Raw genomic sequence first — 13,113 nt, 5'->3', positions numbered from 1 at the left:
GAGATATCGCGGTGAGCACCGCCGACGAACCGACCGCCGAGGCCACGCCCGAGGACGTGGAATCCACGGCGGTTGAGCCGGAGTCGAAAGCCGTCGAAGAGGCGGTCGAGGCCACCCCGGTGGAGAAAGCCTCCGCGCCGGCTCGCAGACGTCGGGACCTGTGGCCGAACGCGGCCATCGCGGCCATCTATCTGGCCGTCTTCGGGTTGGTCATCGGTCTTGGATGGCAACTGTGGCAACAGCATCGGATCTCCGCGGCGCAAGCGGCTGGACGCCATGCAGCGGTGGACTACGCCCAGGTGTTGACCAGCATCGACTCGAACAAGGTCGACGATGACTTCGCCACGGTGCTCAATGGCGCCACCGGGGAGTTCAAGGACACCTACACCAAGGCCAGCGTCCAGCTTCGGCAGCTGCTGATCGACAACAAGGCGACCGCACAGGGCACCGTGGTGGAGTCGGCCGTTCAGTCCAGTTCCACCGACAAAGTGGTGGTCCTGTTGATGGTCAACCAGACGATCACCAACACCACGCGTCCCGACCCGCGGGTAGACCGCACCCGAATGAAGATGACGATGCAGAAGGTCGACGGCCGGTGGCTGGCGAGCAAAGTCGAATTGCCTTAGGAGAGAAGCTATGTGGGCGACCCGGCTATTGACGGGCTTGCTGGCCGCGGCACTTGCGGTATCTGCGGCGCCCGTGGCCGACGCTTCGGCGCCGTCGTTCTGCAGCGGGTTGGGCGGCAATTGGGACGGGCAGTACTGCACCACCGACGTGCATTCCGAACGGCTGGCCACCCGCTATATCCGGATGGCGGTGCCCGGAGATCTGGTCGACCACCCGGTCGCCGGGCCTCCGATCCGCGACTACCTGTCGAAGCTGTTCGCCAATTGGCGCAGCAAGGGCGCCTCCATGGTCGCCGACAGTTGGGGGAACGAGAACTACCAGATCTTCCAGCACGGCAACGCGTTGACCGCGGTCTTCCACGAGGACTACCACTCCGACGGCCCGTACATCAATAATGCCTACCGGACTTTCACGTTCGACATGGGGGCCGGTGGCCGCCAGCTGCAATTGGCTGACATCACCAAGCCCGGCATCGACCCGCTGGCGATGATCCCGCAGCTCGGCGAGCCCTACATCGTAGAGGCGCTGGACCGCGCGTTCTGGGAACACCGCCCGGGGGACTACCCGTTCGTCCCGGAGCGCTTCACGCCCGACAAGGTCTTCTCCGGGGGCTACCGGTCTTGGGCGCTGACACCCGATGAGCTGATCTTGTACATGCCCGACTACCCGGTCAGCCATGACAGTCCGATCCAGTACAACCAGATGCAGTGGTACATGGACGGCGGCAACGTCCAGGCGCACATCCCGCTGTCGGCGCTCAGTTCGATTCTGCGCCCGGAGTACGGCGGGGCATGAGCCCGTTCGGCGCGCGGATGCCGCTAGCCGTACCGGAATAACGCCAGGCTGACCAGAACCACTACCCCGGCCATGCCGATGATCGGCGCCACGACGAGGGGGGTCAGCGTTGCGCCGACGACGGCGCCGAGGATCATCACGAAAACGACGCCGTAGCGTAGCTTTCCGCGTTCGCCGGTCCCACCGGCCAACCGGCTGTCCACCCCGATACCGACGATCGTCGAGGTGAGCACCGTGGTGTAGAGCTCCTGAATGCCGAACTGGCGGGCGGTCGAGTTCTGCACACCGAAGGCGACCGCGAGGCCGGCGATCAAGAGCAGCTTGCTGTTGCCGTCGTAGTGCAACACACCCAGACCGGCGAGGGCGGCCAGCACCAACAGCATCACCGCCTCCAGACCGAGCGCAATGCTGATCCAGTCCCGGGGTCGCTGTTCCCCGAAGATCCGGAACAGCCTCCCCCCGATGACCGCGCCGAGAAGGAAGCCCGCGACCGCGACGACCGCGGCGGTCAGATCGAACCCGGTACCGGGCACGAACAGGAACCCCAGGAAGATCGCATTGCCGGTCATGTTCGCCACGAACACCCGCCCGAGCACCAAGACACTGACCGCGTCGACCAGACCCGTGGCGAAGGTCAGCAGAAGCAACGCGACAACGGTGCGCCGCTGCGACAACGGCGACGCGATCGGCATGCTCCCCCGCTACCTTCGCCCGGCCTGCGCTAGCCCTGGAGACGCGGAGTGAGGTCGAGCGAGGTGATGGTGGGCATCCTGGTGACCACCCACCGGTTCTGGTCGCGCTTCATGAAGAGCCGGTAGGTCAGGTACTTGATCTGCGGGATCGATTTGCTCAGTTCACTGGTTGCCGTGGTGTTGGTGTAAACGATCACCGTCGCCTCGGGGCCATCGAGGGTCTCGACGGCCGCACCGACGATCTCGGTGGTGTCGGTGACCCTCGCCTGCTTGTTGCTGTCCGCGATGGCGTCGATGAACTTGCGGTACTGGGCTTCCAGGTCGCCGCTGAGATAGACCGAGGCCCGATCCGGGAGGGTATCCATGTTTTCCGGGGTGTAGTTCCACAGCGTGTGGATCGCCCTGGCCGCGGTCCGGGCGATGTCGAGTTTGGTCGCCACCTCTGCCCGGTCGAGGAGATACGGCTGGGCTGCGGCACCCGAGAACGCGGCGGCGCCCACGAATGCCGCGGCCGAGACCGCAACCGCAAGCCGCACACCGAACTTGCGCCGCCCAGGGCGCTTGTCCGCCACCGGATCGGTCTCGGCCGTCTCCTCGGTCGCGGCCTCGGCTTCGGTCTCCGGCTCCGCCTCGGTGCCCTCGGCTGCCGACTCAAGGTCGTCCGTAGGTTCAGCGGCGGGATCGATCTCCGGATCGACCTCGGCCCCGGAGGACTCGTCGGTCACAGCACCTGGTTCAGATTGCTGATCTTCCATTGGTCCCCTTCCTTCTGCGCTGTCGCGAGCCAGCGGGTTGCCACCTTGACATCGTGCTTTCCGTCCGGTGACTTTCCGCTGTTCTCCACGGCCACCAGCAGACTGACGCTGCCATCGTCGTTCCACCGTTCAACACCGGCCGCGGTCACCGTCCCGGTGGTCGGCTCGCTGCGTGCCACGGCGATCAGGATCTGATTCGCCTTCTCCTGGTACTGCTTGGCGAAGTCGCCGACGGCATGGTCCATGACATTGGCGAGGTAGTCATTGGCGTGGAACGGATCCGGCGAGGTGAACATCGTCATGAACGATGCGACCGCATCCCGCGCCTCGAGATTGCGCACCACTGTCCGCCGGTGTTGTTCGTGGGTCACCAACGTCGCCGCGCACACCGCGACGGCGGCAGCGGTTACCACCAGCGAACTCGCGATCACCATCGGCAGCCGTTGGCGCCGTGGCACCTCCCGGTCGACGAAGAGCGGTTGCCCTTCGGTGGGTACGCGGCGGCGCGGGCTCATCTGTCCCCCTCGGCGGGCAGCGGCTTACTGACGACGGCGAGATCGTCGACACGCCAGATTCCCGATTTCTGCACGAACATCACCTGGACGGTAGCGCTGATCAGGCGTTCCTTGCCCGGGGTGCCGCGTTGGCCCTGCAAGAACAGCAGCATGGTGGCGCGATGCGGGGCAGAGTTGAGCACCGCCGCATCGGTCACCCGATAGAAGTTCGGAACCGGGTTGGCGTCGCGGATCGCGTCCTGCTGGGGAACCAGCTGCTGGCGATACTTCTCGGTGGCCAACGACTGCGCGCGATCGAAATCGTCCTGCAGAGTCTCGGGGTCGTAGGACAACATGTCCGCCACGATCTTCGGGCCCTGCCGGGCGATCTCGGCCTGGGCCAGATCCGACTTGTGATCATTCTGGTAGACCACGGAGTACGCCGTGCCGGCAGCGACCACGCTCAGGGCGGCTGCGGCCACGAACACCGCAACCGTGACGGATCGAATGTTTGCCGGTGGCTGTCGCTCACCGGCCGGGCGAACCTCGGTACGCGCCAGCACGTCGGCGAAGGTGCGTCTCCGTCGGTCCCGCAACGGCCAGAGCCAGCCCAATAGCACCGGCACCGTGTCGAGCAGGTGCGCGATCTCACGCAGCAACAGTCGGCCCACACCGACAGCCGGAGCAGACCCTTCCCCGCCGCGCACCACTTCGATTCCGGTGAACGCGCGGCCCAGGCTCCACCCCTTGAGCGCCGGCAGAATAACTCGGTTGACCTCGGTAGCCAGGAATGCCAGGGCGCCGACGATGGTCGCGAGCCACCGCCACAGGCCACCGGACGGGAAGCACAGCGCGGCCATGCCCATGGTCACCATCACGGCCGACCCCGGCAGCAGGTCGATCACCAACGCCGTCGCGCGGGTTTTCCACCTGGCCGGCTCGGGACGCGGCGGGTCGGCCACTGTGTCGGTCACTTGGCCACCTGGTCGAGCCTGCCGATCCGGTACTGGCCGTCATCGCGGACCATCTGAACGCGCAGCCGGTAACCGACCTCTCGGCCCTTGGCCTCGATGTTGTCGACCTTGATCCGGAAGGCCACCAGGATGTCGACGGAGCCATCGGGGTTGTTGCGCTCCACCGCGGCACCCATCTCGGTCAGCTCGACGTGGACCTTCGCCGCCTGATAGGCGGGCGGAAGAATCTGGGCGTACAGCGCTGCCTGGGTGCGGAACTCCCCGGCCGCACAGTTGAGCATCTTCTCCTGGGACAGCGACACATCGCCGGTGTCCGGGACCTGGGTCACGAGTACACAGGCTTTGGCCGCCTCCAGGGCTTCGGCGTTGTCGCGGGCCAGTTGCTGGCTTGTCGCGTGGTCACGTAACCCAACGAAGCCCGCGGCCACCAGGCCGGCTGCCAACAGCAATAACAGCACACAGATACCCGCCTGCTGGCGACGGCCAAGACGCGACGGTGCCGGTCCGGCGTCTACCGCCACCGAGTCGGTCGACTCCTCCGGAGCCTCCTGCTCCGTGTCCGCCACCGCGTTGTCAGCGTCCTCAGCCGAGGTCTCTGCGGTCTGCTGGTCCTCGTCCGTGCTCAGCGGAACGGTGCCAGCATCCCCTTCCATGCGTCGTCTCCTATGTTCATCGAGTTCTCGACGGAGTATTCGACGCCGTCTGGCCCCACCGCCTGGCCACTCTGCGGATTGTAGATCGCGGCTGGTCCCCCACCGGGGGTGTAGATGCAGGGGTTAGGTTGTTGCCCGTTGCACTGCACGCTACCGGTACCCGGCCGAGACAGCGGGTCGCTGGTCGGCGGGGGGGTTGCCGGGACCATATCCGCAGGTAGCGGATTCAGGCCGGTGTTGACCGACGGCGCCGGAATCACGTGACCCGGCTCGACCGGCTGGTCACAGCGAGCGCCCAGGGCCGGGCAGTTCCGGATCTGGTTCGGGTCGCCGTACCAGGGGTTGGTACCCAGCGGGACGTACGGTTTGTCGCTGCGGCATTCCTTCGGTGTGGGAGCCCGCTTACCGGGCACGTCCACACACGGGATGTTGCGCACGCCGCGCACGTTGTTGGCCGGGGTGTCCTGCGGAATCCGGCAGGAGACGTCGGGCAGCTCGGCAGGGCTGGTGTCGGCGAACGCCCGCCACTCCGATGCCGGCAGATAGCCGGTCAGACACGGCGGTGGGGTGTTCAGGCTCAGGCCCGGAACCGGCACCGGGAAGATCGGTCCGGGGAACGCCCCGAGCGCCACGCCCAGGGATGCGCGACCAGGGTAGGTCGAGCTCACCGTCTGGATGATCGAGCCGGCCTGGGGGAGGAAGACCAAGACCTGCTCGGTGTTCCGGTTGTACCGTTTGGCCATCTCGGTCAGGATCGACGCGTTTGCCATCAGCTGCGGGAGCGAGTCCTTGGTCTCGCTGAACACGGTGTGCACCTGGTCGATCAGCGGCGGCAGATCAGTGACGATGTGCTTCACCGTGTCTTCTCGGCTGGCCGCCTGACTGGCCAGAACGTTCAGGTTGCGCGCCCATTGATGGATGGCGTCACCGGTTTGAGTCTGACTCTCGATGATCGGCGCCGACTTCTCCACGATGTCGTCCACATCGGCGAGGTTCGTCTTGAAGTCGCCCACGATGGCCTGCGTCGCATCGACGAGGCGCTGCAGGGACGGGCCCAGCCCGCCCACGGCCGTCGCGGTCTCGTCGAGCAGGGCCGAGATCTTGCCGGCCGGCAAGGCCGCAAGCCCGCGGTTGGCGGTGTCCAGCGCCGGCCCGATCGCCGCCGGGACAGTGCCCGTGGTGATGGTCTGGCCCTGTTTCAGGTACTGACCGGGATTACCGGTCGATACCAGATCCAGATACTGCTCACCGATCGCAGACACCGAGTGCACGTTGGCGCTGGCGTCGACGGGGATCTTGTACTTGCTGGAGATCTGGAAGGTGGCCTGGGCGCCGGTCTCGGTCGGTTCGACGCTCGTGACCCGGCCGATGATGGTGCCCCGGTAGGTGACGTTCGCGGTCTTGTACAGGCCGCCCGCCTCAGGAAGATCCGCCTTCAGCGAGTACTGGCCCACGCCCGCCAAGGTCGGCAACCGCAGGTAGTAAACGCCCAACACCAGCAGGGCCACAGCGGTCAAGACGCTGAAGATGACCAGTTGACGCTTGATCTGAGGCTTTAGCAATTCCGGTCAGCCCTTTCCACATACGGACCGCCGGGCGCGGTAGCCGGGTTCGGCGTGTACCGAACGTCCGGAATCATCTTCGCCGGGTCGTGGCCGAAGGACTGCTCCAACGCCCGCAGCATCCCGGAGAAACCCGTTCCGGTCAGGATCGCGTTGTCGATGGACGCGTAGGTGAGGTCAACCACCAGCGAGGTGTTGATGAAGTCACCGCGGACCGCCTTGAAGGCACCGTCGACGTGGTACGGGGCGGTGATCATCACCTGCAACAGGTCGGGCAGGTACGGCGACGCCTTCCGCAGTTCCCGTCCCGGGCACTGGAACGACGTCAATACCTTGTGCAGGTCGGACCGGGCGGGTGCGATCTGCTGGTTGACCTGGGTGCCCATCGCACCCAGTGCCTCGACCGCGTTGATGAAGATCCCCTGCTGCGCGTTGAAGTACTTGAACAGCGGCGGGAAGTCCGTCAGGGCCTTCTCGATGCTGTCGTTGTGCGCACCGAAGTAGCTCAGCAACCGGTTGCTCGAGTCGATCGCCCGGGTGATGTCCTCACGCTGGTCGTTGAGGTTGCCGATGAACGTGTCCAGCTTGGTCAGGAACGCATGGATCTGGTCGGCCCGCCCGGTGGACAGCGCAGCGAACTCCGTGGTGATGGTGTCCAGATCCGACAGCCCACCGCGCTGCAGCAGCAGCGCCAGCCCGGCCAGCGTGCGTTCGATCGTCGGGTACGACGTCGAGTTGCTCAGTCCGATCGTGTCGCCGTTGCGGAGTTCGCCCTCCGGGTTGTCGGGTGCCTTCAACTCGATGTGCTGCGAACCCAGCAAGCTGGTCTGGCCGATCTTGGCCGTGGCATTGCGCGGCAGATGAACGTCCTTGTTCAGCTTCAGCTTCAGCGTGGCGACCCAGTTCTTGAGCTCGATCCGCTCGACCGCGCCCACGAAGACGTCGGCGACCAGGACCCGGCTGTTGCCGTTGAGCGCCAGGGTGTCCGGCACCTGGACATACACCGTGTAGGCACCGGCGCCACTACCCGGACCACCCGGCAACGACACGTTGGCGATACCGCGCCAGCTGCTGCAGGACGTCAGCGTCAGGGCGGCCATCAGCAGCACCAGCGCCTGCCAGCCGCGGCGGCTGACCGTGTTCATCGCTGTCCTCCTCATCAGCCGTCACCTCGCGGAGCCATCGGTGCCACCGGCCCCGGAATCACGTTCGGTCCCGGCGGGGGCGGCGCGATCGGCGCCTGACCCGCAGGCAGGCCGATGAACGGCAGCGGACCGGCGGACTCGTCGTAGGAGTTCGGTGGGCCAGGCGGCGTCTGATACTGCGAGTCGACCGGGGCCGGGTCGGGGCCACCCATCAACTGCGCCAGCGACTCCGGGGTCAGCAGTCGCGCCGTGTCATGACCGGGCTCCACACCCTGCATCCCGGGCGCGGTGATCCAGCCCGGCTGGGTGTTGCGGTGGGAGGTCGGGGTGTCCGGCACCCAGATCCCCGGGACGGTGGTGTCCTTGTACCCCGGTGGCGGCTGCAGCCGCGGCTCGGAGTAGGCGATCTGCTTGGGCGTGGTGTACGCGTTCGTCCAGATGTTGATACCGAACGGCAGGTAGTTGAACTTGATCGCGTCGGCCACCGGTGCCAGGTATTCCGCGCACAACTCCGCGGAGTCCTGGTAGCCCAAACGGCTGCCGGCCTGAATCGCGCTGCAGATGAACTGCATCGGGTTCGCGAAGTTCACGATAACCGGGGAACCGAGGACCATGCCCTGCGCCGGGTGGTAGATCTCGTCCACACCGGCCAGCACGTTCGGCAGGATGTGCAGCGCGGTCTCAAAACCGTCCAATGCATCCGGCTGCGTGATCGCCGTGGTCACCTCGGCCACGTTGTTGATGCTCTGTACCAACGGCTTTGCGTTCTGGTTCAGGAACGCCTTGATGATCGTCATGGTGGCGTAGAACTGGTCGGTAGCCGTTGCCAGTGCCTGGTCGGTGCTGTTCAGGTTGCTGGTGAACTTGGCCAAGTCATGGTTCAGCGCGACGAACTGCTGGTCGTTGTGGTCCAGCGCCTTCACGAACAACGACAGGCTGCGCACCACCGCGAAGAAATCCCCGCGGCCTTTGTTCAGTGCGGTCAGCGCATCCGACAGGCTGTTGAACGCCGTATTGATCTCCTGGCCCTTGCCAGAGAGTCCGTCGGCGAACGATTCGATGGCGTCACCGATGGGCCCCTTCGGCTGCTCGGCCGTCGGACCCAACTTGTTGATGATGTTGGTGACATCGTTGCGCAGCGTGTCCCACTCGACCGGGACCTCAGTGCGCTCCTCCGGGATCACGGCCTTGTCGGCCAGCACCGCCCCGCCCCGGTACGGCGGCTCCAACTGAATGGTCCGCGACGCAACCAGTGTCGGGTTCAAGATGATCGCCTTGGCGTCTGCGGGCACCTTGTACTTGTTGTTGAAGTGCAGGGTGACCTTCATCTTGTCGCCGGCGGGCTCGATCTTGTCGATCGCGCCCACCCGGACACCCATGATCTGTACCGCGTCGCCGGGGTACAGCGCGTCGGTCTGCGGGAAGTAGGCGACGACACTGGTGCTGTTCAGCTTGCGGAAGAGCTGCATGCCCCCGAAGCCGGCCACTAGCGCCAGCGCCAGCAGCAGCGAACCGACGATCATCGTCGACCGGGACCGCTCCGGCAGTCGCAGGTTGCGAACATCAAAGACGGTACTCACGGCCGCTCACTCCCTCTTGCGCCACCGCCACCACCGGGCTGACTGTTGCCACCTTCGCCGGGCGTGATGAACGGTGCCGGTAGCTGGTTGCCGGGTCCAGGCGGAGCCGGCGGACCGGGTGCCCGGGGTGCCGGCGGCGGTGCCGCGCCCGGGTTGGCGGGAGCCGGACCGGCGATCGGGCCCATCGGCTCGGAACGCCCGCCGGGGTTGGCGTCGGGCATCGGGACCGGGGTGCCAGGCACCACCGGCGGCGTCTCGCCCGGACGGCCCGCGATCGAGATGCCCGGCGAGGACGGGATGCCATCGGGGTTTGCCGGCGAGACCAACACATCGGTCGGGCCCGGGTACGGTCCGCTCCGTCCGAACGGGCCATCGTTCGGGTCCAGGTTGGCGCACGGCAGCGGGTTGCCCGGAGTCGGGAACATGCCCGCAGCCGGTGCGTAGGAACACGGCGATCCGGGTGCGACGGCCGGCCCGGGGTGCTCGGCGGTGCCCTCGATCACCTGCGGAGCAGGCGGCGGTGCACCATTGGCGAACCTGGTTCCGTTCGGGTCGGGGTAGCGGAACTCGGGCAGCCCGGCGTTGCGCCAGAATTCCTCCGGCGAGATTCCGCGCTTCTTGAAGGCTGAGTCGACCCAGGGCTGCAGGATCCAGTACGGGATCAGGTTCAGGGTCGAGACCTTGAAGTAGGGCCCCGAGGCGATCGCGTCGTTCACGATCGTCAGGTACCTGCCCAGGATGGTGAACATCTCCCTGAGGTCATCTTGGCGCCGCACCAACATGTCGGTGATGTTGGAGGCCTCGGTGAACACGTGGCTCAGATCCAGGCCCGGATTGTCGCGGACCAAGCCCTGCACCTGTTCGCCGAAGTAGGCGATGTTGCCCAGCAACGCCGAGATCGCCTGGCTGCGCTGGTTGACCGCTGCCGAGAGGGTCTGGGTATTGCGCAGCAGCGCATCGATCTGGTTGCTGCGGTCACCGATGACGCTCGCCACCTGGTTGGTCTGTGCCAGCAGATGGGTGATCTCGTCGTCGCGTTTGCCGATGGTGTCGGAGAACTTCGCGACGCCGTCGAGCGCCTCGCTCAAGTCGGGGTAGGTCTGATCGACCGTCTCCGACAGCACTTTCAACGACTTCTTGACCGTGTCGATGTCCCAGCCGGAGGCGGCCTTGGTGGCGTCGAAGACCGCATCGTAGAGCTGGTAGGGGGTGGTGCTCTGGCCCAACGGCAGGACGGCCTGCGGCGCAATGCGGCGCTCGCCCTTGGGCTCGATCGACAGAACCTTGCGGCCCAGGATGGTGTCGGTCTTGACGCCGATCACGCTGTCGCTGCCGATCGGGTTGGCCCCGACCGAAAACTTCACCAGCACGTGGTCGTTCTCGATCGACAGGTCTTGGACCTTGCCGACGTCCACGCCCGAGATGCGCACCTTGTCACCGGCGGTCAGGCCGCCGGTGTCGGAGAGCTGTCCGAAGTAACTCGGCTCGGCGAAGAGCATCGGCACCGTGGTGAAGGTCTGACCCACCAGGGTCACCAACGCCACTGTGGCAACACCGATGATGCCGATCCGCGCCCGGTTGGGCGGTTCCAGGGTCCTCACTGGGGCGTGCACCTCCCCGTCGGTTGCTGCCACAACCGGACGTTTCGGACCGGCCCGCCCGGCTGCAAGCCAGGAAGCTTGATGGTCGCGTCGCAGATGTAGAAGTTGAAGAAGTCACCGTAGACACCGGTGCGCCCGATCAGCTTCAGCGCCTTGGGAATCTTCTGCAGCAGCTCGTCGACGTCGTTGAGCCGGTCTGGCGGCTCCGGGCCCGCCACCGGGAACAGGCTGTGCAACTGGGTGCGGTTGTCGGCCAGCAGATCCGCCAGGTTGCCGGCGGCGTTACCGAACTCCGCGGTACCGTTCGCCAGCGGGTCGGCGTGACTGTTCAAACCCTTGACCAGCTTGTCGAAGTTGTCGACCGTTTCGTCGAAGGTCTGGCGATGCCGCACCGCGGTGTCCAGCACCACGTTCAGGTTCTTGACCACCTCGCCGATGGCGGCATCGCGGTCGGCGATGTGGGCGGTCAGCTGGGCGGTCTGCTGCAGGATGTCATTGATGGTGCCGCCCTGCCCCTGGAAGACCGTGACGATGGTCGAGGCGATGGTGTTGATCTTTTCCGGGTCCAGCGCCCGGAACACCGGCTTGAATCCGCCGATCAACGCATCCAGGTCCAGCGCCGGCTCGGTACGGGAGGCAGGAATGAATCCGCCGATGGGCAACCGCTGGTCGGCGCCCTCACCCTCGCCCCGCTTGAGCTCCATGTAGCGGTTGCCGATGAGGTCGTCGTAGCGGATCTGCGCGGTGGTCGACTGGAACAGCGGCAGTGACCGATCGACGTCGAAGTCCACCACGGCCCGACGGCCGCCGTCGACCAGCCGGACCTTTTTGACCTTGCCGATCTCCACGCCGGAGGCGCGGACGAACTGCCCCTGACGCAGGCCGCTGGCGTTGCTGAATTCCGCGGAGTAGCGGGCCGTCCGGTCGAACCGGATCTGCCCGAAGACCACGACGAGGCCAACCGTGAAGAGCAGCAGCACCGAGCCGACGGCGCCGAGTTTGAGGGCGGTTCTGGTGATGTTCATGGGTTGATCGTGTTATCCCCGACTTGGCGACCCCAGACGTAATCAATGGCCAGGGGCGATCCGGTATCAAAGTGGTTGTACGGCGCTTGGCTGACTCCCGTGTCGGCCACCAGGTAAGGCGCCGGCCAGAAGTCGTGAGTGATCTCCTGCCAGCAGCCCGGCGCACCGCCTGGGCCACCGCGAGCGTTGTAACGCGGCAGGTTCTCGGGATAGACGTACGGGTTGGCCGGTCCGACCAGTTCACTGACGGTGTCGAGCGCGTAGCCGTCGCCGCCGAGGAATTCATAGACCTTGGGCGCGCCCTCGGCCAGGTTGCGGATGGCGCAGAACAACTCCGGGCTGTACTCATCCAGCAGTGCCGACACCGGGACCAAGTCGGAGAACTGCCGGCGGAAGTACGGCCCGAACCGCTCGGTGACGTCCGCCCCGAGGTTGCCCACTCCGGCGGCGCCCAGCAACGCCGAATCCAGTTCCTTCTGCTGGTTGGTGATCGTCTTGACCGTCACGACCGAGGTGTCCAAGAAGCCGATCAGATCCGGTGCCCCGTCGGCGTAGACCTCGCCCAGGGTCGCGAAGCCCTTGAGGTCGCGGCGGAACGAAGGCATCCGCGCGTTGACGTCGTCGAGAATCGCATTGCCGTTGACCAGCGATTCGCCGAGCTTGTCGCCCAACCCGGTCAGCGCCTCGGCTGCGGCGTGCAGCGTCAGGTTCAGTTTGATCGGATCGATGTGTTCCGACAGGTTGTTCACGGTCTCGAACAGCGTGTTGAGCTCCGTCGTCACCGACGTCGCAATGATGCTCTTGCTGGTGATGCGTTCCCGCGCGGGATGCTCCGGGGCCGTCAGCGACACGTACTTGTTGCCGAACAGCGTGGTCGCCAGGATGTCGGCTTTGACGTTGGACGGGATCAGCTTGATGTATTTGGGGTTCACGTCGAGGGTGAACTTGGCGGCCGGCTTGTTCTCGTACTCCGTCGGCGCGATGGCGGCCACGCGGCCGATCTGGACGCCGTTGTAGGTCACCGGCCCACCGGGATCCATCACCAGGCCGGCGCGCGGAGCCACCATGGTCAGCGACGTGGTCTTGGTGAAGGACCCGCGGAACTGACCGTAAACCAGCCCGCCGATCAGTGCCAGGACCGCGAAGGTCACCAGGCCCGCGATCCGGAACGGCGGGTTGTGCACTTTGTTCTGCTTCCCGGTTGCCATGC

Annotated in this window: 13 protein-coding genes; 2 read left to right on the top strand and 11 right to left on the bottom strand. The window is 65.9% G+C overall.

The features are described 5' to 3' along the window. Window positions 1-11 precede the first annotated feature (11 nt). Both ACJH71_RS15490 and ACJH71_RS15485 read left to right on the top strand, forming a co-directional pair. Window positions 12-626 (top strand): Mce protein, encoded by a 615-nt coding sequence (locus ACJH71_RS15490; RefSeq protein WP_406758883.1) that lies wholly within the window; start codon window positions 12-14, stop codon window positions 624-626. Window positions 627-636: 10 nt separating this feature from the next. Continuing rightward, window positions 637-1,422, top strand: a complete 786-nt coding sequence (locus tag ACJH71_RS15485; protein ID WP_406758882.1) for a mannan-binding family protein — start codon at window positions 637-639, stop codon at window positions 1,420-1,422. Window positions 1,423-1,445: 23 nt separating this feature from the next. Here ACJH71_RS15485 and ACJH71_RS15480 read toward each other — a convergent pair whose 3' ends face one another. The 11 genes from ACJH71_RS15480 to ACJH71_RS15430 are packed head-to-tail and all read right to left on the bottom strand — an operon-like array spanning window position 1,446 to window position 13,111. Further along, window positions 1,446-2,114, bottom strand: coding sequence for a YoaK family protein (locus ACJH71_RS15480; RefSeq protein ID WP_406758881.1), 669 nt, complete (start codon window positions 2,112-2,114; stop codon window positions 1,446-1,448). Between the two features lie 29 nt (window positions 2,115-2,143). Next, window positions 2,144-2,869: a mammalian cell entry protein gene (locus ACJH71_RS15475; RefSeq protein WP_406758880.1), complete on the bottom strand. Its 726-nt coding sequence runs from the start codon at window positions 2,867-2,869 to the stop codon at window positions 2,144-2,146. Further along, entirely contained in the window at window positions 2,836-3,384 is a 549-nt protein-coding gene (locus tag ACJH71_RS15470) for a mammalian cell entry protein (protein ID WP_406758879.1), read from the bottom strand. The genes ACJH71_RS15475 and ACJH71_RS15470 overlap by 34 nt, the downstream gene beginning before the upstream one ends. Further along, on the bottom strand, window positions 3,381-4,337 hold the full coding sequence (locus ACJH71_RS15465) for an RDD family protein (RefSeq protein WP_406758878.1): 957 nt from the start codon (window positions 4,335-4,337) through the stop codon (window positions 3,381-3,383). Before ACJH71_RS15465 ends, ACJH71_RS15470 begins: the two co-directional genes overlap by 4 nt. After that, entirely contained in the window at window positions 4,334-4,990 is a 657-nt protein-coding gene (locus tag ACJH71_RS15460; protein WP_046189173.1) for a hypothetical protein, read from the bottom strand. The genes ACJH71_RS15465 and ACJH71_RS15460 overlap by 4 nt, the downstream gene beginning before the upstream one ends. Beyond that, window positions 4,960-6,552 (bottom strand): MCE family protein, encoded by a 1,593-nt coding sequence (locus ACJH71_RS15455; RefSeq protein ID WP_046189172.1) that lies wholly within the window; start codon window positions 6,550-6,552, stop codon window positions 4,960-4,962. The genes ACJH71_RS15460 and ACJH71_RS15455 overlap by 31 nt, the downstream gene beginning before the upstream one ends. Further along, a complete protein-coding gene (locus ACJH71_RS15450; RefSeq protein ID WP_046189171.1) occupies window positions 6,546-7,697 on the bottom strand; it encodes an MCE family protein in 1,152 nt (383 codons plus the stop codon). The genes ACJH71_RS15455 and ACJH71_RS15450 overlap by 7 nt, the downstream gene beginning before the upstream one ends. 14 nt (window positions 7,698-7,711) lie before the next feature. Next, on the bottom strand, window positions 7,712-9,277 hold the full coding sequence (locus ACJH71_RS15445) for an MCE family protein (RefSeq protein ID WP_046189170.1): 1,566 nt from the start codon (window positions 9,275-9,277) through the stop codon (window positions 7,712-7,714). Further along, window positions 9,274-10,878, bottom strand: a complete 1,605-nt coding sequence (locus tag ACJH71_RS15440) for an MCE family protein (RefSeq protein WP_083071079.1) — start codon at window positions 10,876-10,878, stop codon at window positions 9,274-9,276. The genes ACJH71_RS15445 and ACJH71_RS15440 overlap by 4 nt, the downstream gene beginning before the upstream one ends. Further along, window positions 10,875-11,903: an MCE family protein gene (locus ACJH71_RS15435; protein ID WP_046190986.1), complete on the bottom strand. Its 1,029-nt coding sequence runs from the start codon at window positions 11,901-11,903 to the stop codon at window positions 10,875-10,877. The genes ACJH71_RS15440 and ACJH71_RS15435 overlap by 4 nt, the downstream gene beginning before the upstream one ends. Then, window positions 11,900-13,111, bottom strand: coding sequence for an MCE family protein (locus tag ACJH71_RS15430; RefSeq protein ID WP_046190985.1), 1,212 nt, complete (start codon window positions 13,109-13,111; stop codon window positions 11,900-11,902). Before ACJH71_RS15430 ends, ACJH71_RS15435 begins: the two co-directional genes overlap by 4 nt. Between the last annotated feature and the right edge of the window lie 2 nt (window positions 13,112-13,113).

The organism is Mycobacterium sp. SMC-15, assembly GCF_045310925.1.
Taxonomy (GTDB): Bacteria; Actinomycetota; Actinomycetes; order Mycobacteriales; family Mycobacteriaceae; genus Mycobacterium.
This window is presented reverse-complemented; position numbering and strand designations above follow the sequence as displayed.